Source organism: Streptomyces sp. VTCC 41912, assembly GCF_045799175.1.
Lineage (GTDB): Bacteria > Actinomycetota > Actinomycetes > Streptomycetales > Streptomycetaceae > Streptomyces > Streptomyces albulus_C.
In genome coordinates this window covers 26,721-52,825 of the sequence record NZ_JBJMAB010000049.1, presented here as the reverse complement: position 1 = coordinate 52,825, position 26,105 = coordinate 26,721, and the positions used below count along the sequence as shown (strand labels likewise).

The window sequence follows — 26,105 nt, the reverse complement described above, 5'->3', positions numbered from 1 at the left end:
TCCGGGGACGGCGTGTGTGCCTGCGTGGTGTCCGGGGACGGCGTGTGTGCCTGTGCGGTGTCCGGGGACGGCGTGTGCGAGGCGCCGGGCGGCGGGGCGTCGGTGTTCTGCGGTGTCGACTGGGACTCCCGGTAGCCCTCGTCGAAGGGCGTCAGCCGGCTCGGCGGCGGGGTGTCGGAGTTCATCGGCCGGGGCGGGGTGCCGCCGCCTGTCGAGTGGTCACCGGTTGCGCCGGTGGGCGAACTGCCTTCGTGCGTAACGGGGTTCGGCGAACCGCCGGTGGTTCCGCTGCCGCTGCCGCTGCCGCCGGTTGAGTCGCCGCCGGCGCCGCCCGACAGGGAGTCATGCGGTGCGGAGCCGCCGTTCGAGGGGCCGCCCGTTGAGGAGTCGCCGGTCGAACCGCCGGTCGAACCGCCGGTCGAACCGCCGCCCGTCGAGGTGTGCCCGCCCGGTGACGAGCTTCCGCCGCCGCCCGACGACGACCCGCCCCCCGACGAAGCGCCGCCGCCAGTCGACGTGCCGCCCCCAGTGGTCGTTCCACCGTCGCCACCGGACGACGACCCGCCGTCGCCCGACGAGCTCGTGCTCTCGGAACCGCCGCTCCCGCTTCCGGACTCGTGTCCGGAGTCCCCTCCGGAGTTGTGGCCCGCGGCCGATTCCAGGCCGTTGCGGGCGTGGTGACCGGCCTTGGCGCCGGCACCGTCGCGGAGCGACTCGGCGAACGTCTGCCCCGAGTTCTCCAGCGCGTTGCTGCCCTCCTCGACGCCCTTGTTGACGGTGCGGCCGGCGTCGAAGCCGTCCTGCGCACCGAAGCTCATGTTCACGGACTGCGTGATGACGTCCGAGATCATGGCCTGGAGGGCCGAAACCGCCGGCTCCTTGGCGGTCTCCAGGGCCGCGTCGAGGACCTGCTTCGCGGCCTCCTTGATGATCTTCCGCACGATCGCCCGGGTCGCCGCGGTGGCGGCGGCCACGCCTATCTCCGATAGGCCGAAGGTGAAGGGTGCCGCGGCTTGGGCCGCGATGATCTCGGCCGCAAGGATCGCCAACTGGGCGATCACCGCGACTTTCATGCCGATGACGAGGCCGGCCGCGACGTCGAGGGCGACGGCGATGGTCTCGGCGGCGGTGCGGGCGTCGGAGAAGTACCCGGACCCGGAGCCACCGGCGAACTTCTCCCAGGTGGTGTTGAAGCCGTCGATCGAGTCGCCGGAGTTCTGCGACACCACGTTGCCGGCCGCCGTGACGCCCCGTTGCTGGAGCTCCTCGACGCCGGAGGCGAAGTTCCGCCACTCCTGGGCGGATTCTCGCAGTTTGTCTTCATCTGCCGTGGGCCAGTTGAACCCCAGCATTTCAAGGACCCACTCAAGTGCGTCCGGCAGCATTAGCGACACGACGGGGTTCCCTCGGCAGGTTCTAGATCACGGGTGTGGGGGTGGGGGTGAGGTACGGCAAGGGGTAAAGAAGTGGGCATGCGCAGGCCAAGATCGACGGAGGGGCAGGACGGGGCGGAGCGGGCGCGGAGCAGGAGGCGTGGCGGAAGGGAGCGGGGTCGGCGGATGGAGCGGGTGGTGCCCGCTGGGCGACCCGTCAGAGGCTGGGGCTCTTGAGGCGGCCGACCGCCTGGCTCTCCGTCTTGGCTTCCGAGAGGTGCCGCTGCATCACCGCGTCGGTGGACTCCTCGTCGGCCTCGTGGTTCTTCGCCATGTTCGTCAACCCGCCGCCGATTTCCTGGAGTTTCTTGGCGAGGTGCGCCATGGACTCGTACATGCCGTCCCGCAGGCCCTCGTAGACGATGCCGAACTTCTCGCCCAGGTCGTCGTCTCCCCAGGGGGGTGTGTCCGAGCCCTCCAGAGAGGTCAGTGCACTCTCCAGCTTGTCGACGAGGCTCTGGTAGTCCTTGCCGATCTGGTCGAAGTCGCTGCCGCCAGTGCGCAGTGACGGTACGTCAGCCTTGAAGCCGTCTCCCACCGAGTTCCCTACATCTCTCGCGTGATCGTGACTGTGCGCCACAATGGTGATGGAAAGTTTAAACACTTGGACTGGACAAACCTCAAGAATGTCTTTGCAACAGCTTTGTTGCAGAGCGGGCAGCACATGGGGCCGGGGTGTGGCTTGCGTAGATGTCGATCATGTGATCTTGCGCTGCCCGGGTTGTCCCGGCCCGTGCCCGTGCGTCGCTGTTTTCCCGCCCGACAGCGCGAGCTGAACGTTCGTTGAACAATCGGGGGCCCGCGGATCCCTGGCGCCCATCCGGTCATCTGGCACACCGACCGGTGAGTTCCACCAGGGAGGATCGTCCATGGCCAGCACCACCTCAGCGGGGAGTGTGTCCGCGGGGGAGCACGCGTCCCCGTCGGGAGACGCGCCCCCGCCGGGTGCCCCGACCGTGCCAGCGAACGCGACCTCGCCGGCGAGCACACCCCCGGCGGCGCCCACCCCGACCGGGCGAACGGGCCGCGGTGGACCACTCGCCCGCGTCCGGGCCTCGCGTACGGACGCGGCGCCACCGCCCACGTACGCCCGTCCCGCGCTGCTGGCCATCCTCGCCCTGGCCGCGGTGCTGTTCGCCTGGGACATCCAACACAGCGCGTTCCACACCTTCTACGCCGAGACGGCGCGCAGCATGGCGGAGAGCTGGCACGCCTTCCTCTTCGGCTCCTTCGACCCCGGCGGCTCGATCACCATCGACAAACTGCCGGGCTTCCTGTGGCCGCAGGCGCTCTCCGTGCGGATCTTCGGCTTCCACCCGTGGGCGCTGACCCTGCCCCAGGTGATCGAGGGCGTGCTCAGCGTCGCGGTCCTGTACCGCGCGGTGCGCCGTTGGGCGGGGGAGCACCCGGCCCTCCTGGCGGCCGCCGCCTTCGCCGTCACCCCGGCGATAGCCGGACTGTTCCGCACACCGGTCGAGGACCCGGCGTTCACCCTGTGCGTGCTGCTGGCCGCCGATGCCACGCTGCGCGCGGCCCGCCAGGGTCGGTTGCGTCCGCTGGTGGCGGCCGGTGTCTGGGTGGGGCTGGGCTTCCAGGCCAAGATGCTGGAGGCGTGGGGGGTGCTGCCGGCGCTCGGGCTGCTGTACGCGTTCTCCGCCCCGACGGCGCTGCGGCGCAGGCTGGCGCACCTGTCGGTGGCGGGTGCGGTGTGCCTGGCGGTGTCGGCGTCGTGGGTGCTGCTGGTGACGTTCACCCCCGCCAAGGACCGCCCCTACGTCGACGGGACGACCAACAACTCCGCGGTCAGCCAGGTGGTCGGCTACAACTTCCTCAACCGCTTCTCCAGCGTCAACGTGAGCGCCGCGGACACCGGCAGCGTCGCCGTGTCGACCATGGCCGGCACCGCCCCGGCGCCCCCCACCGGCCGTTCCCGGCCCACCGCCGCACAGTGGCTCAAGATGTTCGCCCCGTCACTCGTCTCGCAGATCGGCTGGTTGTACCCGGCTGCGGCGCTCGCGGCGGTGTGCGGACTGGTGTGGCGGCGCGGCCGGCCGCGAACGGATCCGTTGCGGGCCGGTTTCGTCCTGTGGGCGGTGTGGTTGGCCACGTACTTCCTGGTGTTCAGTGCCGGGGCGATCGGCGGCCACACCTACTACATGGGGGTGTTGGCCGTTCCCCTGGCGGCGTTGTTCGGTGCCGGGACGGTGCAGTTCTGGCGTGCCTGGCTGCGCGGCGGGCGGCGCCGGGCGTGGGCGCTGCCGACCGTCGTGGTCGCCACGGTGGCCTGGTCGGCGGCGCTCGCGCGACTCTTTCCGACGTTCCTGCCGTGGTTGGCGCCGGCGGCGGTCGCGTTGGGAGTGGGCGCGCTGGTGCTGATGGCTCGCGCCCGCCCCGGCCGCACCGCCGGCACGGGTGCGGTGCGGCGGCGGACCGCCGTACTGGGCCTCGTCACCGGTCTCGTGGCGATGCTCCTGCCGTCCGCCGCCTGGGCGTCGTCGGTCCTCGACCCGGAGTACGGGCACTCCGGCATGGGCTCGACCGGGCCGGTCGCGAACTGGCACCGCCTGGCGGCCGAGCGGGCCGCAGCCGCGCGCCTGGCGACCCACCACCCCCGCCGCCCCGACGGCGCGACCCCGAACCCGAACCCGAACGAGGGGGGCGCCGCCGCCGAGCCGTCCCCCGGCCGTTCCCCGGCCAAGTCCGCCGACGCGTCCCCCGACGGTTCCGGGCTCACCGCCGTCCAGCAGCAGCTCCTCGCCTACACCCGGGCCCACCAGGGCGGCGCCCGCTACGTCTTCGCCACCACCAGCTGGCGCACCGCCTCCCCCTACATCCTCCACGCCGGCGCCGCGGTGCTGCCGATGGGCGGCTTCACCGGCACCGCGCCCACCCCCACCGCGGCCGGCTTCCGCGCGCTCGTCGCCACCGGGCAGCTGCGGTACGTCGTACTCGGCGCCCCGACCACCGACCCCGGTCGCGCCATCGCCCCATGGGTGCGCGCCCACTGCGACCGCGTACCGGGCCAGGCCCACCGGCTCTACCGCTGCGCGCCGGAGCCCGCCACGGCCCGGTCGGCTCCGGGGCGCTGACGGGCGACGGCAAGCCCCCACCCCGGCCGGCCCACCGGCGGGTCAGGGTTGCGTCAACGTCTGCGGAGCGCCGCGCGGTTCGTGACGGTGGGCGGTGACGATGCTCGCGGGACTCGGAGGACGAGTTCGCGCGCCGGCCGGTGACAGACCGCGGGGAAAGCGTTCCGCGCGGCACCGTCCGGCGCGCCGTGGTGCGGAAGGGGAGCACGTCATGCGGTGGGCCACCGAGGGGACCGGGGCGGCGGAGGAGCCGCGTCCCGGCAGGCTGAAGGTCTTCCTCGGGGCCGCTCCCGGCGTCGGCAAGACCTACCGGATGCTGGACGAGGGCCGGCGCCGGGCCGCCCGCGGCACGGACGTGCTGGTGGCGTTCGCCGAGTGCCACGGCCGGCCGGCCACCGAAGCGATGCTCGACGGGCTGACCGTGCTGCCCCGCCTGGTCCGCCGGCACCGCGGCGCGGAACGCGCCGAACTCGACCTCGACCGGGTGCTGGAGCGGCGCCCCGCGGTGGCGCTGATCGACGAACTCGCCCACACCAACGCTCCGGGCGGTCGGCGCGCCAAGCGGTGGCAGGACGTCGAGGAACTGCTCGCCGCCGGCATCGACGTGGTGGCCACCCTCAACATCCAGCACCTTGAGTCGCTCACCGACGTCGTCGAGAAGATCACGGGGGTGCCGCAGTTCGAGACGGTGCCCGACGAAGTGGTGCGCCGCGCCCACGAGATCGAACTCGTCGACCTGCCGGCCGAGGGCCTGCGCCGCCGCATGGCGCACGGCAACGTCTACCCGCCGGAGAAGGTCGACGCCGCCCTGTCGCACTACTTCCGCCTCGGCAACCTCAACGCACTGCGTGAACTGGCGCTGCTGTGGGTCGCCGGGCGGGTGGACGAAGCGCTGTGCGCGTACCGGCACGACCACCGGATCGGCCCGGTGTGGGAGACCCGGGAACGGGTGGTGGTGGCGCTGACCGGAGGCCCGGAGGGCACGACCCTGATCCGTCGGGCCGCGCGGATCGTGAACCTCCCCCGGTCCCGCCACCCCGACCGCGCGGCCGAGACCGCCCTCTCCGCGGGCGACCTGCTGGCCGTGCACATCGCCCGCAGCGACGGGCCGGCCGGTTCCTCGGCCGCCGCGCTGGCCGGTCAGCGCCAGCTCGTCGAGAGCCTCGGCGGCAGCTACCACGCGGTGGTCGCCGACGACGTGCCCGCCGCCCTGCTGGACTTCGCCCGCGCCCAGAACGCCACCCAACTCGTCGTCGGTGCCAGCCGGCGCGGCCGACTGCGCCGGTTCCTCGCCCCGCGCGGGGTGGGGGAGACCGTCGTCGAACTCTCCGGCGACATCGACGTCCACACGGTCAGCCACGAACGCGCCGGGCAGGGGCGCGGCTGGCCGGTGGCCGGAAGCGGTCTGCCGCGCAGCCGGCGGGTGGCCGGGCCCATCGCCGGCCTGGTGCTGCCCCTGCTGCTGACCCTCGTCCTGCGTGCCGTCTCGGGGCCGCTCTCGCTCAACCTCACCAGTGAGGCGCTGCTGTTCCTGCTCACCGTGTTGGGCGTGGCGTGCATCGGCGGTGTGGTGTCCGCCCTGCTCGCCTCGGTGACGACCTCGCTGTTGCTGAACTACTACTTCCTGCCGCCCGTCGGGGAGTTCACCTTCGCCGAGGCGAACGTGGTGGTCGCACAGGCCGCCTTCACGACCGTCGCGGTCACCGTCGCCGCGATCGTGGACCGCTCACTGCGCCTGGGCCGGCGCGCCGCCCGGGCGACCGCGGAGGCCGAGACGCTGACCTCGTTGGCCGGCGGCATCCTGCGCGGGGACCGTGCCGTGCCCGCCCTCCTGGAACGCACCCGGGAGACCTTCGGCATGGACCGGATCGAGCTGCGTCCGCGGGTGGAGACGGGGGAGCCGTCGTGGCCTTCGTGTGTCGCCGACACGGGGGCCACGGGTGTCACGGGGGCCACGGGTGCCACGGGTGCCGCGGACCCGGTGCGGGGCCCGGCCGCCGCGGACGGGGCGGGCGCCGACCACCGCACCGAGGTGGCGATAGGGGACGACAGCGTGCTGGTGCTCACCGGGCGCCGGCTGCCCGCCTCCGAGCACCGGGTGCTCACCGCCTTCGCCGCGCACCTGACCGCGGCCGTCGAACGGGCCCGGCTCGCCGAGGCGGCCGCCGAGGTCGAAGTGGTCAAGGCGGCCAACCGGATGCGCACCGCGCTGCTGGCCGCGGTCGGCCACGACCTGCGTACCCCGCTCGCCGGCAGCTGGGCCGCGATCAGCTCGCTGCGCAGCCGCGACGTGGAGTTCTCCGCAGCGGACCGGGACGAACTCCTCGCCACCGCCGAGGAGTCGCTCGCCAAACTCAGCCGCCTGGTCGACAACCTCCTGGACATGAGCAGACTCCAGGCCGGCGCGCTGACCCCGCACCGGGAGCCGGTGGCGCTGGCCGACGTGCTCGCGGCCGCACTGGACACCCTGCCCGACTCACCCCCGCAGGCGTCCGGCCGGGTCGTCGCCCGCGGGCTGGCGGAAGCCCCCGACGCGCTCGCGGACCCGCCGCTGCTGGAGCGCGTCATCGCCAACCTGGTGTCCAACGCGGTACGCCACTCGCCGGCCGGCCGTCCGGTCACGATCGGCGCCAGCGCGCTCGCCGGCCGCGTCGAGCTGCGGATCATCGACCGCGGTCCGGGCATTCAACTCCCCGACCGGGAGCGGGCGTTCGAGCCCTTCCAGCGCCTCGGCGACACCGACAACACCACCGGCCTCGGACTGGGACTGGCGCTCTCCCGCGGCCTGACGGAGGCGATGGGCGGCACGCTCGTCCCGGAAGAGACGCCCGGCGGCGGCCTCACCATGGTCGTGTCGCTGCCGGCCGCACCGGCACCGATCGTCACCGCGGCCCCCGCAGTACCGGGCAGCGGTGGCCTCCCCGTGGCCGGGGTGGGCGCCGGCGCAACGGAGTTGGGGATCCGTCGCCACCGAGGACGCTAGGCCGGCCGGGGAGGTCGCGCGCAGGCGCTCGGCCCAACGGGCCACGGCCGCCGCGCGCGCACGGAAGTGGGGGCGCAGAGCCGGCGGACCGACCGGGCGACCGGAGGACACCGCACTCCGACGCCGCGCGGTCCTGGGGCAGATCCCGGCGGCCGAGTACACGGCCCGCACGGTCGCCCGGGTGGCAGGCGCCGAGGTGGGCCGCAACCCGTTCGCACGCTAGTGTGCCGGGGTGAGCCATCACGTCGTCATGGGATTCGGGCCCGCCGGGGCGGCCACCGCTCGACTGCTCGTCGCGCGGGGGCACGCGGTGCGGGTCGTCACCACCTCCGGCCGCAGTCCGGAGCCGGGCATCGAGCACGTCGCGTGCGACGCGCGGGACCGCGAGCGGCTGACGGAGATCGTGCGGGGCGCCGTCGCGCTCCACGGCTGTGGCGCACCGCCCTACCACCGGTGGGCCGAGGACTGGCCGCCGCTGGTCTCGTCGCTCTGCGCGGTGGCCGAGGAGACCGGCGCGGTCCTCGTCATGCTGGGCAACCTCTACGGCTACGGCCCGGTCGACGGTCCGCTGACCGAGGACCTGCCGCTCGCCGCGACCGGCGTCAAGGGCCGGGTGCGGGCCGGCGGATGGGAACAGGTGCTGCGCCGGCACGAAGAGGGCCGCCTCAGGGCCGTCGAGGTACGGGCCGCGGACTTCTTCGGGCCCGGCGTGACCGACGGCGGGCACCTGGCGGCCCAGGTGGTGCCGCGGCTGCTGCGCGGCAAACCGGTCTCCGTGCTCGGGGACCCGGACGCCCCGCACAGCTGGAGCTACCTCCCCGACGTCGCCGCCGCGCTGGTCGAGGTCGCGGGCGAGGAACGGGCCTGGGGACGGGCCTGGCACGTCCCGACGGAACCGGCGCTGTCCGCCCGGCAGATGATCGACCGCCTCGCCGCCCGCGCCGGAAGGGGCCCCGTCGCGGTGCGCAGGCTGCCGCCGGTCGCGCTGGGCGTCGCCGGGCTCTTCTCCCCGCTGATCCGCGAACTCAAGGAGATCCGCTACCAGTTCGACCGCCCGTTCGTGATGGACGCACGCGCCTACGAAGCCGCCTTCGCCGTACGGGCCACCCCCGTGGACGAACAGGTCGACGCGACGGTGGACTGGTGGCGGGCGCGATCGACCACCGGCACCGCGTGACGGTCGGGCCGCGGAACGACCCCGTCCGACCGGGTCGCGGTCAGGCCGCGACGGCCTCCACGAGGGACGCGAAGGCGGGCGTGCGCAGGATCCGGGTGCGGCGCAGGCCGGCACGGGCGAAGAGGCCGTCCAACTCCTTCGGGCCGCGTCGTCTGCCGGTCACGAGCGTCATCATCGCCACGTCCAACGCCTCGCCCGGAGGCGGGGCGTTGCCGGGCACCGGCACGACGTCGACGACCAGCACCCTGCCGTCCGGTGCCAGCCCGCGCCGGCAGGCGGTCAGGACGCGCACCGCCGCGTCGTCGTCCCAGGCGTGCAGGACGCGCTGGAGCACGTAGACGTCGCCGCCGTCCGGCACGGCGGTGAACACGTCGCCGGGCTCGGCCCGCCAGCGCCCGGCGAGCCCCGGCTCGTCCAGCACGTGGTCCGCCAGCGCGGGCGCCCGGTCCAACAGCACGCCGGTCAGCCCCGGGTGGCGCCGCAGGACCTGCCGCAGCAACCCGCCCCGCCCACCGCCCACGTCGACCACGGTGCCCCGCTCGGGGAACGGGTACGCGCCGGCGACCAGGGCGTCCAGCGGCTCGGCGAACGCCGCCATGCCGGTGTCGAAGAGTTCCCGGGCGGTGGCGTCCTCCTTGAGGTACTCGAAGAACGGCGCGCCGACGACCTGGGGGAAGCCCGGTCTGCCGGTCCGTATGGTCGTGTCGAGGGCCGACGACGCGCGCACGAACAACGCGTCGGTCAGCAGCAGCACCGCGTCGCGCAGCGAGCCCGGCACCCCGGCGCGCAGGAACTGCGCGGCCGGTGTGAGGTGGAAGGCTCCGTTGGCGTCCTCGCGGAAGATCCCGCGCGAGGCGAGGTAGCGCAGGCACCGGCGCAGGAACGCGGCGTCCGTGCCGGTGAGTCGGGCGAGTTCGGCGGCGGTGCGGGGGCCGCCGGCCAGATGGTCGGCCAGGTGGTGGACGGCGGCCATCCGCAACGCCGCGGAGTACAGGTGCCCCAGCGACTGGTCGATCAGGTGCGCCGCACCCGCGTGCGCCGTGGCCTCGGTCAGATCGGGGTGGTCGGTGGGGTTCGGGGTGTTCACCGGCAGCCTCCGGGCAGATGGTCGGTGAGTCGGGCGGATGCCCCTCACTCGCTCGTGCCGCGCCCTGCCGCCCTCGCCACCGCCCCGTGCGCAACTCCCTCCCGGCCTGGCGGCCGAGGGCTTCCCGACCCGCCGGACCGGTTCGTCGCGGGAACGTGGGGTCAGTCGGCGGAGGTGTCCAGGAACGGCAGGACCGCCCCCGTCAGCAACGGGGATTCGAGAATGGCGCAGCGCGTTGCACCGGGCAAGACTGCCCACCGCACCAGGCGGGACGGGCCGGTCCGGCAACCGGGAGGGCGGGCCGCCACAACGCGCCCACCCCCGGCCCGGGACGGTGCCCCGTCAGCCGTCGAGCGCGCCGTCGAGCCCGCCCTCGACCCCGCCGTCCCGCAGGATCGCGTCGATGCGGGCGCGGTGCGCGGCTTCCCAGGCGTCGAGGCTCTCTTCGGCCTCCTTGGCCAGTTTGGTACGGGCGGCCCGGAGCACCTCCTCCTGCCGGTCCCGGGGCACGACGACGATGCCCTCCTCGTCCGCGACCACGACGTCCCCGGCGCGGACGTCCACCCCGCCGCACCGGACGTCGACGTTGTGCGGCCGCACGGCCGCCTTGCCGCCGGGAAACGGGACGACCCCGCGGGCGAACACCGGGAAGCCCATCGCGCGCACCTCGGCGAGGTCCCGGATCAGGCCGTCTGCGACGAAGGCCGCGATGCCCCGGCGTTGGGCCACGGCACAGACGTTGCCGCCGGCGAGCGCGTGGTCCAGGTCGCCGGACTCCACGACGATCACCGAACCCGGTGCCGCGCGGTGGATGGCCGCGTGCACCATGAGGTTGTCGCCGGACGGGCAGCGCACGGTGAACGCGGGGCCGGCGACCCGCGGCGTCGGGGACCACAGGGGCCGGATGCCGATGTCCATGACCTGCCCGCGGCCCAGGACGTCCGCGAGGGTGGTGGGCGGGATCTCCCGGAACCCGTCGGGGGCGGGGGAACCGGCGTGGTCGTTCATGCGCTGTCTCCGTTCGGTGCGGGCTGCGGCGCACGGTAACACCGGCCGCGGGGACGACCGGACGGCCGGGGCTGCGGTGGGCGGCACGGGCGGGCGTGCCGCCCACCGGCGCTCAGGCGTCGTAGGCCAGCAGCCCCATCATTCCGCTTTCGCCGTGGTAGGCGTTGTGGCAGTGGATCAGCCACCGGCCCGGGTTGTCGGCATCGAAGTCGCAGGTGACGGTCGAGCCCGGCAGGACGATGACGGTGTCTTTCCGGGGGCCGGCGGCGCCGAGTTGGTAGGTGTGCCCGTGCAGGTGCATCGGGTGCCACATGTCGGTGGTGTTGACGAACTGCAGGCGCACCCGTTGGCCGCCGCCGACGGTGAAGGGGTGGGCGTCCGCGGCGTTCATGGCGAACCGCCGGCCGTTGAGCGCCCAGTCGTACTTCGCCATCCCCCCGGTCAACGCGATGCGGTGCGTGACGTCCGGCCGACGGGACGCGAGGCGGACGCCCTCGACGGCCCGCAGGGCGCCGGCGACCGGGATCCGGCCGTTGAGCTCCGCGGGCCGGACGGCGGCGGACGGGGCACGGCCGGAACCGGTGCGCACCAGGGCCAGTCCGGCCGCCCCCTTGCCCTCGGCCAGAGCGACGAGCGGGAACACGCCGTCGCCCAACGTCACCAGCGCGTCGTACCGTTCGCCGGGGCCGATCAGCAGGGCGTCGGCCGGTTCGTGGGCGACGGGATAGCCGTCGGTGTGGGTGACGGTGAGGCGGTGGCCGCCGAGGGCGACGCGGAACGCGGTGTCCCCGCCGGCGTTGACGATCCGCAGCCGGAGCCTGCGGCCGGGCTTGCCCCGGTACGTGGCGGGCGCGGCCGGCACCCGGCCGTTGACGAGGTAGTACGGGTACCTCACGTCACCGGCGTCGCCGCCCAGCAGGGTGCTGGTCGCGCCCATCAGCATGAAGGGGTCGTCCGTGCCGGCCATCCCCGGCATCCCCGGCATGTCACCTGAGCTGCCCATGCCCTGCATGCCGCCCATCCCTCCCATTCCACCCATGCCACCCATCCCTCCGGTACCGCCGGGTGAGCCGTCCTTCCCGTCGTGCGGCGTGGCACCGTGGTCCGGGCCCATGCCCCGTTGCAGCGCGGCGAGCGCCTGGTCCGGAGTACCGGTGACGCCGTCGAGCCAGTCGTCGAGCACCACGACCCACTCGTCGTCGTACCCCAGCGGTTCGTGCGGGTCCTCGACGATCAGCGGGCCGTACAGGCCACGGTCCAACTGGACCCCGACGTGCGGATGGAACCAGTAGGTGCCGGGCGTCTCGGCGACGAACCGGTAGGTGAACGCCCCGCCGGCCGCCACCGCCCGCTGGGTGACGGGCGGGACGCCGTCCATGTCGTTGCGCAGGGCAAGGCCGTGCCAGTGGATCGAGGTGGGCTGCGGCAGGTGGTTGGCGAGCTCGGCGACGAGCGTGTCGCCCGCGGTGACCCGGAGTTCCCGGCCCGGCAGCCGACCGTCGAAGCTCCAGGTCCGGACGGTCTTCCCGGCGCCCAGATCGACGGCGCCGGCGGTCGCGGTCAGTTTGAACCGGCGTTCCCGACCGGAGTGGTGGCGCTTCTTCTCGGCGGCCGCCACGGCCGCCCCGGACGGGCTGACCAGCGTGGGGCCGGAGCCGCCTCGGGCCGCTGGGCCCGCGGCGTCCGCGGAACAGCCGGCGAGCAGGCCGGAGCCCGCCGCGCCCAGCCCCGCCAGCAGGACGGCGCGTCGATCGATGGTCTTCATGGAGTGGTGTCCTTCACGCAGGGGTGCCCGGCGCGCGGGCGCGCACCGTGGGGCGCGGCGCTCGTGCGCAGGGGAGGAAAAGGCCGGGGAGAAGTGCGGCTCGGCCTAAACGCGGAGGACGGAGAGGGTCGCCGGATCGGGTGGCGAGGGCCCGCCGACCGGGCGCGGTCCGGGTGTCGGGGGCGCCGCGGTGCGCGCCGTGCGGGCCGTGCCGAGCAGCGGCGGCGGCCCCACGACGTGCTCGGACCGCACGTCGTACGACGAACAGTGGGCGCCCGACGAACAGGGCGCGCCGTCGTCGTGGAGATGACCGGCACCGCCGGCGTGCGCGGCGCCGGTCATGCGGTGGCCGGACGGGGCGTGCACGGCCGGCGCGAGAGGGGACCGGGCGGGCGCGTGGGCGGCGACGGCGGCCGGCGCGAAGGCCGTCGCGGGGGCGGTCTCGGGCAGGTCGTGGTGGGCGATGACCGAGAGGACCAGCCAGAGGAGGGCGAGCAGCGCCGCGGGACGCCGGTGGCCGATCCTCGCGGTCGGCTGCCGGTGGTGTGTCCGCATGCTCACGCGTTCCTCCCCTCCGCCGCTCGGTCGACCGTCACTTCGCGCCATGCGCCACGTGTGCCGCTGCGGCCCGACCATACCCCCTGGGGCTATGAGGGCGAGTGGTCGGCCCCGACCGAGCGGGTCCGGTCGGGGCCCGGTGGGGCGAGCCCGTCCGGCGGCCCGGCTCGGACCCGCTCCGCAAGGATTCGGCCACTCTCCAGCGGTGCGGCGGCCGTTGCCCGGTGATCTGCCACGATGAGGCGGCCCGACCGCGATGTCCGTGCGGTGTCCGCGCGTTGTGAGAGGAGTGGCCCGGTGAGCACGACTTCCCTCAGCTCGGCAGTGATGACCCATCCGGTGCGCGAGCGACAGGCCGCGGCGCTCGCCGCCCGCCTGGGGCTCGGGGGACTGGCGCTGGATCCGGACCCGACCGGCCCGCCGTCCGCACTGCGTACCGCGCTGGTGGCGTGGGCGGCCCGGGCGGACGACGCCGGACACCACCTGGTCGTCCAGGACGACGTGGCCGCGCCGCCCGAGCTGGTGGAGCTGGTGGCCGGATCGGTGGCACGGTTCCCGGACGAGGCGTTGATCTTCTACACCAACTGGCACGCCCGCAACGGCGCCGCGGCCCGACTGGCGGCGTTGGCCGGTGCCGGCTGGGTGCGGGCGGTGCCGGAGGAGTTCGCGCCGACGCTGGCCATCTGCCTGCCGGTGCGCACCGCTGACGCGTTCCGGGCGTTCGCCGCGGGCACCGCCGAGCGCCACGACGACGAGGTGATGGCGACCTTCCTGCGGACCGAGGCCCGACCGGGACTGCTCGCGGTGCCGACCGTGGTCGAGCACATCGGGACGAGCAGCATCAACGGGCACGCCGCGCAGGGCATCCGGCTGGCGGTGTGCCCGGTGGGGGCGGCCGAGGCGCGTCCGCTGTTGGACCGCGGCTGGGTGCTGGAGGAGTGGGGCTGGCTGCCGTACATGCGCTACGGCGAGGGGTACGTGCGGCCCGTGGGACACGAGCACGACGCCGATCCGCGGCGGCACCTGCGCTGGACCGAGGCGCTGCCCACCACCGGCCTGACGGAAGGTCAGGTCCGGGACGTGGTGCGGCGGCACCGGGCCGAGGACGCCGCGGCGTCGGTGGGACGACTGTTCGGCCGGGGCTTCGCGGACGAACTGTGGATCCACTGCCTGTTGTTGGGGCGGCAGGCCGAGGACGCCGCGCGCCGGCACGCGGCATGCCGGGCGGCGGCGGGGCCGGTGGGCGAGGCCGCGGCCCGGGTCCGGGCGGCGGCGTTGTCCACGGTCGGGCCGGCCGGGCTGCCCCCCGAGCGCCGGCCGGAACTGACTCCGGAGCACACCGCGCTGATGGCGGCCTACGCGGAGGGCGCGGTGCGGTGCGGCGGTCGGCTGCTCGGGCCGGTGGAGGGGCAGCCCGCGCAGGTCCGGTAGGCCGGGTGCGCACCGCCTGGCGCGGCCGGGCTCCAGGGAGGGTCTCCGCGAGGCTCCGGAATCCGGACGGCGACGGTGGCGGCGGCGTCCAGGCACCGCCGTCACCACCGTTCTCGTCCTCGCACCCCGAGGGGAGGCGACCGGTCGGCCTTCAGGCGGCCGGTGCGGATCTCCCGGAGCCGCTGCGGTCGGCACCGTCGCGGACGTCGTGGGTGATCCACACGCAGGGCTCCCAGTAGGCGCCGCGGTCGCAGGAGCGGTCGATGTCGAGGGGGGCCAGGCCACCCGGGAAGACGTACCGGCCGTCGTCGGGGAAGGCCATCCCGGTCCACGCCTCCCATTCGGCGACGGTGCCGGTGATGCGGGAGGACTCCGCCACCGCAGCGGAGACGGTCCCGCCCTGGCGCACCTGGGTGCGGATCCAGGGGTCGAACGGGGCGCCGTCGGCCCGGGTCCAGGCCGCGTAGCGGTCGATGGGGACGAGCGGGTAGCGGTCCTTCCAGGTGGGGCGCACCGGGACGATCACGTGGGAGAGGCCGGCGGTGCGGGCCATCTCGGCCATGTGGCCCAGGAGCCGAGTGGAGTACCCCTTGCCCTGGTGGGCCGGGGCGATCTCGATGCCCAGGGCGCACAGGGCATCGGGCGCGGCCCCGGCGTCGTGGTCCTCGAACGCCGCCGCGATGGAGGCGTCGAGGCCGGTGCCGAGGCCCTCGGGAGTGCCGTCCCAGGTGCGGGGCAGGGTCCGACCGGCGCCGAGCACGGTGTCCGTCGCGGCGTCGTGGAGGAGGAACTGGTGGTCGGGGAAATCGCTGAACAGGCGGTCCCAGAAACCGGCGTTGATGTCGCCGTGCAGGTTGTATTCCGGGACCACGCCGGCGAATTCCCCGGTGAGGCGGTCCCACAATTCCGGACGCTCGGTGTGGTTCACGAACTGGAGGGTCATGCGGTGCGCTCCTGCGGATTTCCCGGCTTCTGGGCGGACCAGACGATGACCAGCGGGATGTCCTGCCAGGCGGCCCGAGCCGCGTCCGCGAAGGATTCCTCGTAACCCCCGGGGGCCAGCCGGCCGTTGAAGAGCGGTTCGTGGCATTCCCGAACGGTCAGCCCGGCGGCGTGGAACGCGTCGAGATAGCGGCCGGGCAGATGGACGTGGTTGCGGACGAAGGCCAGTTGGTCCGTTTCGTGGACGAATACGCACTGCCCCTGGAGGGAGACGACGAACGGGTGCAGGTCGGAGAGGACGATGCGGCCGCCGGGACGGAGTACCCGGGCGAATTCGGCGATCCCCGGCGTGAGGTCCGGAAGGTGCGTCATCGCCAGCGAGCAGACCACGAGGTCGACGCTCTCGTCGTCCACCGGGAGGCTTTCCATTCGGCCGTGCCGGAATTCCGCGCCGGGCACTTTGCGGCGGGCGTGCGCCAGCATTTCCGGTGACTGGTCGACGCCGATGGTGCGGTAGCCGCGGGCGGCCAGCGCGGCGGTCTGGCGACCCGTGCCGCAGGCCGCGTCCAGTGCGGTGCCCACCGGGCCGCGGTCCAGTAGCCGGTGCACCACCGGCTCCTCGACCTCGATGTACGAGCTGGGCAGCGAGTCGTAGCGGGTCGACCAGGAGGCGTAGCCGGCCGCCGCGTCCAGTTCGTCGACCGCCGCGCCGCCGTCCGGGAGCCGGCCGCCCTCGTCGTTGGCCAGTGCCTGGATCTCCGCCACCCGGGCTTTCAGGAAATCCTCGTCCGCGTCCATGGCATGACGGAGGAGTGCCAACCCCTCGATGCCCAGCGCGAGTTCGCGTACCCGGAATTCTCGGTTCATTTCCTGCTGCCTTTCTTGGCCGGAAGTTCCGTTGTCGGTGCCTCGTTCGCGCTCCTAGCATGACGCGCGTGATCGAGGGATATATGGAACGTGAGAGCGTGCCCGCCGGACGACGTCTCGAATTTCATGTGTCGACGGACGCGGAGGAATTCCGGGTCCGTTTCTACCGCCTGGGAAAGGAGTTGACCTTCCTGGCGGAAAGCGGACCGCATCCGGGGGTGCTGGCCGCCCCGCCGCCGCATCCGGACGGCGTCCCGGGGCACGCCTCGCCCGCCGTGGACTGGAATTGGCCGGCGTACCACCACGACCTGCCCGACGACTGGCCGTCGGGCCTCTACCTCGCGCATTTCATCGAGGGCCCGGAAGACCGGGCCCGACGGGTTCCGCTGCTCGACGACTCCGGGATCGAGGGTTTCGAGCGGGAGTTCTTCGTCGTCCGCCCGGCCCGTCCCGCGGCGAGCGGCGCCCGCATCCTCTACAAGAAGTCGACGTACACCCGGCACGCCTACAACCGCGGCGACCGGGCCGACGCGCAGCGGGCCGGCAGTCTCTACGACAATCCCGTCCACCAGCAAGCCGGTCCGGACGGGCCGCGCGGCCACCGGCTCAGCCTGCACCGGCCCGGCGGAGTCATCGACCTCGCCTACTGGGACGCGCCGTTCCTGGCCTGGCTGGAGCGCAGCGGCTACCACGTCGACTACTGCACCGACCTCGACCTGCACGAGGACCCCGAACTGCTCGCGCCCTACCGGCTGCTGCTCAGCGTCGGCCACGACGAGTACTGGAGCGCGGCGATGCGCGACCACGTCGCGGAGTTCGTCCGCGGCGGCGGCAACGTGGCGTTCCTCAGCGCCAACACCTGCTGGTGGCGGGTCCACCCGGTGGACGGGAACACCGCGTTCGTCTCCGACACCGACCACCACGTCGGCACGGAGTACCCGCACCTCCCGGCCACCGACCAGTGGTGGCCGGCCCCGCCGGACGGCGTCGGCGCACCCGAGAACGCACTGACCGGCGTCAGCTTCCGCAACGGCGGGATGTGGCCGGGCGACTGGCCCGGCGACCGGCCGCGCGCCGGCTACCTCGTGCAGCACGCCGACCACTGGGTGTACGAGGGCACCGGCCTGCGGGACGGCTCCGACGGCGGTCCTGCCGACGCCCTGGGCGCCGGGACGCCGCTGATCGGCTACGAGTGCGATGGCGCGGCCTTCGCCCGGGACGCCGACGGCGTGGCGCACGCCACCGGGGCGGACGGCACGCCCGAGTCCTTCCTCATCCTGGGGATCTACCTCCTCGATCCGGTGCACGACGACTTCCACCACCTGAAATGGGGGCACTGGAACTGCCCGGCGCGCGAGCCGGCGCTCACCAGCCCGCGCGCCGCCACCATGGGGCTCTACACCGACGGCGGCACGGTGTTCACGGCCGGCACCACCGACTGGCCGGTGGTCTGCGGCCGGGAACTCGACGCCGGCGTCGTCCGGGTGACCCGCAACGTGCTGGACCGGCTCGCCGCCCCGGGCCCGGTCACACCAGGGCGCTGAGCGCGGTCAACGAGGCGATGCGGGCGGCCCCGTCCGGGAGCGGCGGGGCCACCCCGGCCACCGCCCGGTCGGGGCGCCACAGGTGGACCGCCCGCATGCCCTGCGCGAGCGGCCCCGCGACGTCCACCTCCCACACGTCACCGACGAACAGGGCCTGTTCGGGCCGGAGCCCGCAGCGCTGCAACACCGTGCGGTAGATGAGCGGATGCGGTTTGCGGGCCCCGGCGCGGGCCGAGGTGACCGCGACGTCGACCAGGCCGGTCAGCCCCACGGCGTCGAGGGCGCGGTCCAGGTCCCAGTACCAGTTGGAGCAGACCGCCACCGTCAGGCCGCGGGCGCGCAGCCCGGCCAGCGCCGCCGGCACGTCGTCGAACGGCGCCAGGCGCATGTCCTTCATGGCCCGGTCGATCTCGACGGCCAGCGGACCGGCCTCCGCCACCGGCACGCCGCAGGCCAGCGCACGATGCCTCAACCTCTCCAACTCCCAGGCGTGGTAGGCCCGTTCGTTGGCGGAGTGCGCGGTGTGCGCCGCGCCGTCCGGTGGTCCGGCGGACCACTGGTCGCCCCACGCGTCGGCGGGCCCGATCAGGCCCCGGCGGAGGAAGAACGGCCGGTGACTGGGCGGCAGCGGTTCGACCAGCCGCACCAGCGTGCCGTAGAAGTCGAGGATCACGCCCCGGACGGCGGCCTGGCCGGGCGGTGGCGGTTCCGGCACCGGACTCAGAACCGGCCGTGGCGGCGCGGGAAGTAGTCCTCCATCGTCCCGTCCCGCTCGATGTCGAAGGTGGCGCAGTGCAGACCGCCGCCGAACGGGCCGACCGCTCGGAACGGCACCGGCACGATCTCGAAGCCGTAGCCGGAGAGCTGGTCGGCGAGCGCCACCTCCTTCTCCTCGATGCACAGGGTGTTCTGGTCGAGGTTGAGCATGTTCCCGGCCAGCCACGGGCTGCAGTACGACAGCTTGGGCGGGTGGTCCCAGCTGGCCGGCTGCACGGCCTCGACGATCTCCCAGTCGTTGAGCCGGAAGAACTCCATCAGCTCGGCGTCCGCCAGCCGTTCGCCGCAGTGCAGTACCAGGCCGGGGCGCAGTGGCACCCAGGTGGCGTCGATGTGCAGCGGGTGGGTGTTGGTGGAGGTCACCGCGTGCACCCGGTGGTCGGGGAAGTGGCGTTTGAGCCATTGGTGGCCGCTGCGGTTGGTGACGAACGACAGCTGGACGAAGAGGTCCTTGCCGAAGCGCGCGATGTCCGCCGCGTCGAACAGCGGCTCCTCCTCGGTCAGCACCAGGTCGTAGTCCCGCACCCGGGCCAACTGCACGTCGGTGGGCAGGGAGTTGTAGGTGTCCCAGAACCCCGGCTTGTACGTGGCGTCGGTCAGCCGCGGCTTGGGTGCCGCCTCCCAGCGCATCCGCGGGTCGGACCTGAACAGCTCCTGGAGCAGCGGCCGGTAGCAGAGGTACTCGAACCAGCGGCTGCGGTACGACATGGTGGCTTCGAGGATCTCGTTGCCGACGGTCAGCAGCAGATCGCGCGGCGGCATGCAGCCGGACATGGTCTCCTGCGTCCAGTCCGGGGTGTTGACCTGCTGGTTGAAGTCGACCGGGGTGGGGCGGTCGACGCGGATGCCGCGACGGCTCAACATCGCTGCGAAGTCGTCGAGTTGCTGGTTGGCCTCGGCGGTCATCTCGGCCGGCATCGGACCGTAGGTGCCGAGCGGGAACCCGTCGTCGGGGAAGTCCCGTCGGACCGCCGGTTCCGGAGCCTGCACCACCGCGTTGTCGGCGCGTCCGACGACGACGTGCCGCAGGGGATCCCAGCCGTTCCAGGCGTTCACCTGCACGGGGCGGTTGGCCGGATCTGCGGCCGTCGTGCCGTAGTCAGTCACGTGCAAACCCTTCGATAGGGGACGTGGGAGACACCCGAGCAAAACTGAGGCAGCGGAGGTGGCGCCGTCAAGAGCCGATCATTCGGGCAGCGTTCCTTTTGCGTCAAAGCCACGATGGCTTTGCCACGGCTAACGCAAGATCGGCATATGGCCCGGCCTGCCCGACGGTCGAACGCGGAATATTTCGAAGCTCAGTTCCGACCGCCGATTTTTCTGGCCGGAAAGAATCCCCGAGGTGCGAGACCGGACCCCCGGGGTAGATACAGCCGGTTCCGACAACCCGACGGAGGAGATCATGGCCGTACGTATCTCCCGTTTGGCGGCGGGCCTGGCGGCAATGGCCGTGCTGGGCACGGTGGCCGGCTGTGGCGGCGGAAAGCCGGTCGCCGCCGCGGACCGGACCGGCGAGCTCACGGTCTGGCTGACCGTGGACGCCCAGGAGAGCTGGCCGGATCTGGTGGCCGCGGTGAACGCCCGCTTCCGGAAGACCTATCCCAAGATCAAGGTCACCGTGCAGTACCAGCAGTGGACCACCAAGAACCAGAAGATCGACGCGGCGCTCGCCGGGCGGAATGTCCCCGACGTGGTGGAAATGGGCAACAGCGAAACCACCAACTACGTTGTCAACGGCGCCTTCACGACCGTCGATCCGGCGAAATTCGATCACTCCGCGGAATGGCTCCCGGCGCTCCGCGACGCCTGCCGCGACAACGGCAAGACCTACTGCGTCCCCTATTACGTCGGCGCCCGGGTGGGCATCTACCGCACCGATCTGCTCGCCCAGGTCGGGGTGGACCGGGCCCCGCGCACGTTTCCCGAACTCCGCGCCGACCTGGACAAACTCAAGGCGAAGTTCGGCGCCGCCGACAAGAATTTCTCCGCCTTCTACATGCCCGGCCGCTATTGGTACGCGGCGATGGCCTTCGTCAAGGACGCCGGCGGCGAGATCGCGGTGCGCGAGAACGGCCGCTGGCACGGGGCGCTGTCCTCCGCCCGCTCCGTGGCCGGGCTCACCGCCTGGAAGGACCTCCTCGACGCCTATTACACGGGCGACCGCTCCAAGGACAACGGCGACGAACCGGCCGTCGTCGGCCAGGGCAAGGTCGGCATGTTCTACGGCAACACCTGGGAGGCCAAGGCCGCCACCGACAGCAGGTCGGGCGGTGACCCGGCGCTGCGCGGGAAGTTCGCCACGTTCGCCTTCCCCGGCCCCTCCGGCAAGCTGCTGCCCCCGTTCCTGGGCGGCTCCACTCTGGCCATCCCCGCGAAGTCCGGCAACCAGGACCTGGCCCAGGACTGGATCCGGCTGTTCACCGACCGCACGTCACAACGCCGCCTGATAGCCGCCGACACCCTGCCCAACAACACCGCCCAGCTCAAGGAGGTGGCCGCCGGCGGAGTCAACGGCCCCGCCGCACAGGCCGCCGAACGCGGCTGGGTGACCCCGCTCGCCCCCGGCTGGGGCGCCGTCGAGAAGTCCAACGTCCTCCAGGAGATGCTCCAGGACATCGCGACCGGCAAACAATCGGTGGCGGACGCCACACGGGCCGCGGACCGCCACATCGACGCCGTGATCAACGAGCACTGACGGCGGTGGGAACCGTGGACCTGCCGGGGCCGCCGCGCGCCGCCCCGCCGCCGCACCGGCCGCGGACGGCCCGGGCGAGCCGCCCGCGGCGCACCCTGCGCCGGCGGCTGCTGCCGTACCTGCTGATCGCCCCGACCGTCCTCGCCCTCGCCGCGGTCCTCGGCTACCCGCTCGTCGACCTGGTGGTGCTGTCCTTCCAGCACATGACCCGGCGCGAGCTGTTCTCCGGGGCCCCGCCGCCCTACGCCGGGCTCGCCAACTACCGGTCGATCCTCACCGACGGCTTCTTCTGGACCGTCGTCGGCCGCACCGCCCTGTTCACCGTCGCCTGCGTCGTGGCCACCATGGTGCTGTCGCTCCTGGTGGCGCTGTTGATGCGTCGGGTCGCGCCGTGGGTGCGGACGGTCATGACCGGTGTCCTGGTCGCCGTCTGGGCCATGCCGGTGATGGTCGCCGCGTCCATCTTCCGCTGGCTCACGGACGCCGACTACGGCGTCGTCAACTGGCTCCTCGGCCTGCTGCCGGGCCTCGACCTCAGCAAGCACAACTGGTTCGAGGACCCCTGGCAGGGCTTCGCCGTCATCACCGGCGTCGTGGTCTGGGGCGCCGTCCCGTTCGCCGCGCTGACCCTCCAGGCCGCGCTCAGCCAGGTCCCCGCCGAGTTGGAGGAGGCGGCGCTGGTCGACGGCGCCCGCCCCGGCCAACTGTTCCGGCACGTCACCTGGCCGGTGATCAAACCGTCCGCCGTCCTCGTCACCTCACTCAGCGCCATCTGGGACTTCGGGGTCTTCAACCAGATCTGGCTGATGCGCGGCGGCCAGCCGGAGAAGGAGTACTACCTGCTCGGCGTCTACTCGTTCATCGAGTCCTTCGCCGTCAACCGCTACAGCGTCGGCGCGGCCATCGCCGTCGTCACCGTCCTGATGCTGCTGGCCGGCGCGGTCGTCTACGTCCGGCAGCTCGTCCACCTGGGAGCGGCCGAGTGACCACAGCCCCCGACACCGGACCCGCACCCGGCCGCCGGCGCCGGCGACGCGCCACGGCGAACGCCCTCGGGCTGGTCTTCAGCGCGCTGATGGCCTTCCCGCTGTACTGGATGCTGCTCACCGCCTTCCGCCCCGCCACCGAGATCCACGCCGACCCGCCGCACTTCTGGCCCGACCACCTGACGCTGGAACACTTCCGCCGCGCCGCGGACACCCCGACGTTCTGGGCCAACGTCCGCTCCAGCGTGCTGATCGGCGTCGGCACCGTGCTGGTCTCCCTGCTGATCGGCACCCTCGCGGCCTTCGCCCTCGCCCGCTTCTCGTTCGCCGGCCGCAAGGCCCTCGTCCTGGTCATCCTCGGCGTCCAGATGGTCCCGCTGGCCGGCCTGATCATCCCGATCTACCTGCTGCTCAGCGACGCCGGACTGACCGACAGCCTGACCGGCGTGATCCTCACCTACCTCGTCTTCATGCTGCCGTTCACGGTCTGGCTGCTGCGCGGCTTCATCGCCGGCGTCCCGGTGGAGCTGGAGGAGGCCGCGATGACCGACGGCTGCACCCGCCTCGGCGCGTTCCGCCGGGTCGTCCTGCCGCTGCTGGCCCCGGGCCTGGTGGCGACCTCCATCTACGCACTGGTCCAGGCGTGGAACGAGTACGTGCTGGCCTACGTGCTGCTGTCCAGCAACGACAAGCAGACCCTCAGCATCTGGCTGCTGTCCTTCCAGACCAGCTTCGGCACCGACTACGGCGGTCTGATGGCCGGCGCCACCCTCACCGCCCTGCCCGTCGCGGTCTTCTTCGCCCTCGTCCAGCGGCGGATCGGCGCCGGCCTGACCGCCGGCGCGGTCAAGGGGTGAGCCGTCGAAGACCGGCCGACCGCCCCGCGACGGCCGCCCGCCGCTGAGCCGGGCGACCGCAGCGGTCACCCGCCCCGACCACCACCCCATCGGGCCCGCCGCCCCAGCGCCCCGCGGCACGCGCACGGCCGGTGGCCCGACGCTCCACCGGTGTACGCAACCTCCGACCTGCAGGAGAACACGTGACGTTCGACCGTCTCGACCTGGTGTCCAAGCTGTACCAGCCGTCCGGCTGGCCCCGGATCCTCGAAGCGGCCACCGGGACCCGCTCCAGCGGCCCCTTGGTCGTGGACCTGGACCCGACGACCTTCTGCGACCTGGCCTGCCCCGAATGCATCAGCGGCAAGCTGCTCAACCAGGGGCGCTTCACCCCTGAGCGGCTCGCCGAACTCGCCGGTGAACTGGTCGAGATGGAGGTCCGGGGGGTGGTCCTGATAGGCGGCGGCGAGCCACTCGCCCACCGGGGCACCCGCCAGGTCCTCCGCGTCCTCGGCGAGGCCGGCATCGCCATCGGCGTCGTCACCAACGGCACCCTGATCCGACAGAACCTCACCGAACTCGCCGCCTACGCCTCCTGGGTGCGGGTCTCCGTGGACGCCGGCACCAGCGAGACCTACCGGCGCTTCCGCCCCGACCGCAAGGGCCGCAGCGTCTTCGACAAGGTCATCGGCAACATGCGGCTGCTGGCCGAGGCCAAGCGCGGTGCCCTGGGCTACTCGTTCCTGGTCATGACCCGGCAGGAGCCCGACGGCACCGTCGTCACCAACCACCACGAGGTGCTCCAGGCCGCCGAACTCGCCCACGACATCGGCTGCGACTACTTCGAGACCAAGGCCATGTTCGACGACGGACACCACGTCATCCAGGTGCCCGACGAGATCCTCACCTCCGTGGACGAGCAGCTCGACAAGGCCGCGGTCCTCGCCGGCGACGGCTTCGAGGTCGTCAACTCCTCGACGCTGACCTCCCTGCGCAACCGGGTCGGGCCGGTGCAGGAGAAGGACTACCACCGCTGCCGCGTCGCCGAACTGCGCACCCTGGTCACCCCGTCCGGGGTGTACGTCTGCTCCTACCACCGGGGGAACGCCGGCGCCCGGATCGGCGACGCGGTGACCGAGAGCCTCCCGGAGATCTGGCGCACCTCGGACCGCGGCATCGTCGACCCGAGCCGGGACTGCCGCTTCCACTGCGCCCGCCACCGCTCCAACCTCGAACTCGAACAGATCGGGATCGGAACGACGGCGGGCACCCTGGCCGCACCGGAACCCGGCACGGACTACGACCCGTTCATCTAGGGACGGGGCCCGGCACCCCCGCCCAGGGGGCCGGTGCCGCGGCGATCTCCGGCGCGAGGCCCGCCGCGGCCCGGGCCGGGATCACCCGGGCCCGCGGATGCGCCGGGCCGAGCGCCCGCCGCAGCCGCGCCACCACCTCGGCCTGCTCGGCGGCCGGACAGACCCCGACCAGTGCGCCCCCGCCGCCGGCCCCGCTGAGCTTCAGCGGGAGCCCGGCGGAGCGCCGCGCCACCGTCCGCAGCTCCTCCAACAGCGGCGTGGACATGCCCTGGAGGTCCCGCATCGCACCGTGCGCCCGGTCCATCGCCGCACCCAGTACGGACAGTTCGCGGGACCGGACGGCGTCCCACACCTCGGCCGAGGCGGCGTCGGTGCGCTCCCGGTACTCGGCGAGCCGGGCGTCCCCGGCGGCGAGTTGGGCGCGCACCGAGCGGATGTGGTCGCTGGTGTCCTTCCGGGTCGCCGAGTCCAGCACCACCACCGCCCACTCGTCGGGGAAGTCGCTGCGGTGCACGATCTCCGGGAGGCCGGTGGTCCGCCCGTCGAGCAGCAGCAGGCCGCCCGCGATGACCGCGAGGTGGTCCATGCCGCCGCCGTTGAAGACGGCGAACTCGAACTCGTACGCCCACTGGGCCAGCGTCCGCACCGGGACCGGTCGGCCGCCGCACCCGGGCGCCGCCGCGGCCTCGGTGAACGCCCGGAACAGCGCCACGATCAGCGCGGTCGACGACGACAGGCCGCTGGCCGCCGGCGCGTCGCTGCGCGCGGTCACGGCCGGCGGCCGGACGCCGAGGCCGGGCAGCCGCCGGCGCAGGAACGCCCACACCTCGTCCGCCCAGGCCCCGGCGCCATCGTCCGTCACCGCACCGGTCGGCGGCCGGGCCGCGGGCGGCCGCACGGTGACGGACGTGGTCAGATCCAGCGCGAGGCTGACCGACCTGCCGCCCAGCCAGTCCAGGTCCTCCCCGGAGAGGCACGCCCGGCACGGCACCACCGCGCGCCCCGCCGCCGGGGCGGCACCGCCCTCCGCCGCCCCCTCGTCCGCTCCGGACACCGTCGTCGGTCGGTTCATCGGGCCTGGAACCTTCCGGTCGAGCCGAACTCCCGGAACATCTCCAGGACCACGGCGGTGGGCGGGTGCAGCGGCCGCGGCGGATCCGAGAGCGCCCGGAACTGCGCCCGGGTCACCTCGTCCGCGCCGGGGGAGAGCTCCCCGGACCACCGGCGGGCCACGAAGCACAGCGCGAAGCAGTGCGTGACGTCCCCGTTGGGGTAGGTCAGGGTGTGGACCGCGGGATCGGACAACGAGCCGAACGCCTCCAGGTCGCCCCGCTCGACGTGCAGCCCGGTCTCCTCCGCCAGCTCCCGGCGGGCCGTTTCGACGAAGTCGCCGCCCTCCTCGCAGGCCCCGGCCGGCAGCTCCCACACGCCGTTGTCCGCGCGCTGCTGGAACAGCCCCCGGCCGGCCGCGTCCAACAGCAGGACCTGGGCACCGGGCACGAGGAGCGGCCGACTGCCCACCTTCTGCCGCAACTCCCAGAGGTACGAGCCGACATAACTCACCTGGACGTCACCTTCCATGCCGTTCTGTCCCGTTACGTGCTGGCAGGT

Annotated in this window: 21 protein-coding genes; 9 read left to right on the top strand and 12 right to left on the bottom strand. The window is 73.3% G+C overall.

Annotated elements, in window-relative coordinates; translation table 11 throughout:
* Window positions 1-1,394: hypothetical protein (locus ACJ6WD_RS37275; protein WP_407617466.1), on the bottom strand; the 1,394-nt coding region annotated here is incomplete at its 3' end.
* Between the two features lie 196 nt (window positions 1,395-1,590).
* A complete protein-coding gene (locus ACJ6WD_RS37270; protein ID WP_233661196.1) occupies window positions 1,591-1,971 on the bottom strand; it encodes a hypothetical protein in 381 nt (126 codons plus the stop codon).
* A 418-nt stretch (window positions 1,972-2,389) separates the two neighbouring features.
* On the opposite strand from ACJ6WD_RS37270, the gene ACJ6WD_RS37265 reads away from it, so the two are divergent.
* The 3 genes from ACJ6WD_RS37265 (at window position 2,390) to ACJ6WD_RS37255 (ending at window position 8,682) form a co-directional block, all read left to right on the top strand.
* Complete coding sequence (locus tag ACJ6WD_RS37265; protein WP_407617465.1) at window positions 2,390-4,522, top strand: glycosyltransferase family 39 protein; 2,133 nt, start codon at window positions 2,390-2,392, stop codon at window positions 4,520-4,522.
* A gap of 211 nt (window positions 4,523-4,733) precedes the next feature.
* Window positions 4,734-7,505, top strand: a complete 2,772-nt coding sequence (locus ACJ6WD_RS37260; RefSeq protein ID WP_407617464.1) for an ATP-binding protein — start codon at window positions 4,734-4,736, stop codon at window positions 7,503-7,505.
* A 232-nt stretch (window positions 7,506-7,737) separates the two neighbouring features.
* A complete protein-coding gene (locus tag ACJ6WD_RS37255; RefSeq protein WP_331247549.1) occupies window positions 7,738-8,682 on the top strand; it encodes an NAD-dependent epimerase/dehydratase family protein in 945 nt (314 codons plus the stop codon).
* Window positions 8,683-8,722: 40 nt separating this feature from the next.
* On the opposite strand, the gene ACJ6WD_RS37250 is transcribed toward ACJ6WD_RS37255, so the two are convergent.
* The 4 genes from ACJ6WD_RS37250 to ACJ6WD_RS37235 all read right to left on the bottom strand — a co-directional run bounded on the left by ACJ6WD_RS37250 (window position 8,723) and on the right by ACJ6WD_RS37235 (window position 13,097).
* Window positions 8,723-9,769, bottom strand: coding sequence for a methyltransferase (locus tag ACJ6WD_RS37250; RefSeq protein WP_407617463.1), 1,047 nt, complete (start codon window positions 9,767-9,769; stop codon window positions 8,723-8,725).
* Window positions 9,770-10,111: 342 nt separating this feature from the next.
* Complete coding sequence (locus ACJ6WD_RS37245; protein WP_407617462.1) at window positions 10,112-10,777, bottom strand: RraA family protein; 666 nt, start codon at window positions 10,775-10,777, stop codon at window positions 10,112-10,114.
* A 112-nt stretch (window positions 10,778-10,889) separates the two neighbouring features.
* Entirely contained in the window at window positions 10,890-12,542 is a 1,653-nt protein-coding gene (locus ACJ6WD_RS37240) for a multicopper oxidase family protein (protein ID WP_407617461.1), read from the bottom strand.
* A 105-nt stretch (window positions 12,543-12,647) separates the two neighbouring features.
* Window positions 12,648-13,097, bottom strand: a complete 450-nt coding sequence (locus ACJ6WD_RS37235; RefSeq protein ID WP_331247552.1) for a hypothetical protein — start codon at window positions 13,095-13,097, stop codon at window positions 12,648-12,650.
* Between the two features lie 300 nt (window positions 13,098-13,397).
* On the opposite strand from ACJ6WD_RS37235, the gene ACJ6WD_RS37230 reads away from it, so the two are divergent.
* Window positions 13,398-14,531 (top strand): hypothetical protein, encoded by a 1,134-nt coding sequence (locus tag ACJ6WD_RS37230; RefSeq protein WP_407617460.1) that lies wholly within the window; start codon window positions 13,398-13,400, stop codon window positions 14,529-14,531.
* Between the two features lie 151 nt (window positions 14,532-14,682).
* On the opposite strand, the gene ACJ6WD_RS37225 is transcribed toward ACJ6WD_RS37230, so the two are convergent.
* On the bottom strand, window positions 14,683-15,474 hold the full coding sequence (locus ACJ6WD_RS37225) for a GNAT family N-acetyltransferase (protein WP_407617459.1): 792 nt from the start codon (window positions 15,472-15,474) through the stop codon (window positions 14,683-14,685).
* The gene (locus ACJ6WD_RS37220; protein ID WP_407617458.1) at window positions 15,471-16,340 is read right to left on the bottom strand and encodes a class I SAM-dependent methyltransferase; all 870 of its coding nucleotides are present in this window, start codon (window positions 16,338-16,340) and stop codon (window positions 15,471-15,473) included. The genes ACJ6WD_RS37225 and ACJ6WD_RS37220 overlap by 4 nt, the downstream gene beginning before the upstream one ends.
* Window positions 16,341-16,408: 68 nt before the next feature.
* Here ACJ6WD_RS37220 and ACJ6WD_RS37215 point away from each other — a divergent pair, with 68 nt between their 5' ends.
* The gene (locus tag ACJ6WD_RS37215) at window positions 16,409-17,884 is read left to right on the top strand and encodes a N,N-dimethylformamidase beta subunit family domain-containing protein (RefSeq protein ID WP_407617457.1); all 1,476 of its coding nucleotides are present in this window, start codon (window positions 16,409-16,411) and stop codon (window positions 17,882-17,884) included.
* On the opposite strand, the gene ACJ6WD_RS37210 is transcribed toward ACJ6WD_RS37215, so the two are convergent.
* Window positions 17,868-18,599 (bottom strand): HAD family hydrolase, encoded by a 732-nt coding sequence (locus tag ACJ6WD_RS37210; RefSeq protein ID WP_407617456.1) that lies wholly within the window; start codon window positions 18,597-18,599, stop codon window positions 17,868-17,870. The two genes, ACJ6WD_RS37215 and ACJ6WD_RS37210, sit on opposite strands and share 17 nt — an antisense overlap.
* Window positions 18,600-18,604: 5 nt before the next feature.
* Window positions 18,605-19,768 carry a serine/threonine protein kinase gene (locus tag ACJ6WD_RS37205; protein WP_407617455.1) on the bottom strand — a complete coding sequence of 388 codons (1,164 nt, stop codon included), beginning with the start codon at window positions 19,766-19,768 and terminating at the stop codon, window positions 18,605-18,607.
* A 295-nt stretch (window positions 19,769-20,063) separates the two neighbouring features.
* Between ACJ6WD_RS37205 and ACJ6WD_RS37200 the strand changes: the two genes are divergently transcribed.
* From ACJ6WD_RS37200 to ACJ6WD_RS37185, 4 genes are all read left to right on the top strand, one after another.
* Window positions 20,064-21,356: an extracellular solute-binding protein gene (locus tag ACJ6WD_RS37200; RefSeq protein ID WP_407617454.1), complete on the top strand. Its 1,293-nt coding sequence runs from the start codon at window positions 20,064-20,066 to the stop codon at window positions 21,354-21,356.
* 5 nt (window positions 21,357-21,361) lie between these two features.
* Window positions 21,362-22,342 (top strand): carbohydrate ABC transporter permease, encoded by a 981-nt coding sequence (locus tag ACJ6WD_RS37195; protein ID WP_407617453.1) that lies wholly within the window; start codon window positions 21,362-21,364, stop codon window positions 22,340-22,342.
* Window positions 22,339-23,199 carry a carbohydrate ABC transporter permease gene (locus tag ACJ6WD_RS37190; RefSeq protein WP_407617452.1) on the top strand — a complete coding sequence of 287 codons (861 nt, stop codon included), beginning with the start codon at window positions 22,339-22,341 and terminating at the stop codon, window positions 23,197-23,199. The genes ACJ6WD_RS37195 and ACJ6WD_RS37190 overlap by 4 nt, the downstream gene beginning before the upstream one ends.
* A 182-nt stretch (window positions 23,200-23,381) precedes the next feature.
* Window positions 23,382-24,494 (top strand): radical SAM protein, encoded by a 1,113-nt coding sequence (locus tag ACJ6WD_RS37185; protein ID WP_233661213.1) that lies wholly within the window; start codon window positions 23,382-23,384, stop codon window positions 24,492-24,494.
* Here ACJ6WD_RS37185 and ACJ6WD_RS37180 read toward each other — a convergent pair.
* A complete protein-coding gene (locus ACJ6WD_RS37180) occupies window positions 24,487-25,566 on the bottom strand; it encodes a mevalonate kinase (protein WP_233661214.1) in 1,080 nt (359 codons plus the stop codon). The genes ACJ6WD_RS37185 and ACJ6WD_RS37180 overlap by 8 nt on opposite strands.
* Window positions 25,563-26,075 (bottom strand): NUDIX domain-containing protein, encoded by a 513-nt coding sequence (locus ACJ6WD_RS37175; RefSeq protein WP_233661215.1) that lies wholly within the window; start codon window positions 26,073-26,075, stop codon window positions 25,563-25,565. The genes ACJ6WD_RS37180 and ACJ6WD_RS37175 overlap by 4 nt, the downstream gene beginning before the upstream one ends.
* Window positions 26,076-26,105: the final 30 nt, after the last annotated feature.

Bases quoted from the DNA above. Each gene is read 5' to 3' on its own strand.
- ACJ6WD_RS37260 (WP_407617464.1), top strand. From the start codon at position 4,734: ATGCGGTGGGCCACCGAGGGGACCGGGGCGGCGGAGGAGCCGCGTCCC.
- ACJ6WD_RS37245 (WP_407617462.1), bottom strand. From the start codon at position 10,777: ATGAACGACCACGCCGGTTCCCCCGCCCCCGACGGGTTCCGGGAGATC.
- ACJ6WD_RS37240 (WP_407617461.1), bottom strand. From the start codon at position 12,542: ATGAAGACCATCGATCGACGCGCCGTCCTGCTGGCGGGGCTGGGCGCG.
- ACJ6WD_RS37235 (WP_331247552.1), bottom strand. From the start codon at position 13,097: ATGCGGACACACCACCGGCAGCCGACCGCGAGGATCGGCCACCGGCGT.
- ACJ6WD_RS37225 (WP_407617459.1), bottom strand. From the start codon at position 15,474: ATGACCCTCCAGTTCGTGAACCACACCGAGCGTCCGGAATTGTGGGAC.
- ACJ6WD_RS37220 (WP_407617458.1), bottom strand. From the start codon at position 16,340: ATGAACCGAGAATTCCGGGTACGCGAACTCGCGCTGGGCATCGAGGGG.
- ACJ6WD_RS37200 (WP_407617454.1), top strand. From the start codon at position 20,064: ATGGCCGTACGTATCTCCCGTTTGGCGGCGGGCCTGGCGGCAATGGCC.
- ACJ6WD_RS37180 (WP_233661214.1), bottom strand. From the start codon at position 25,566: ATGAACCGACCGACGACGGTGTCCGGAGCGGACGAGGGGGCGGCGGAG.
- ACJ6WD_RS37175 (WP_233661215.1), bottom strand. From the start codon at position 26,075: ATGGAAGGTGACGTCCAGGTGAGTTATGTCGGCTCGTACCTCTGGGAG.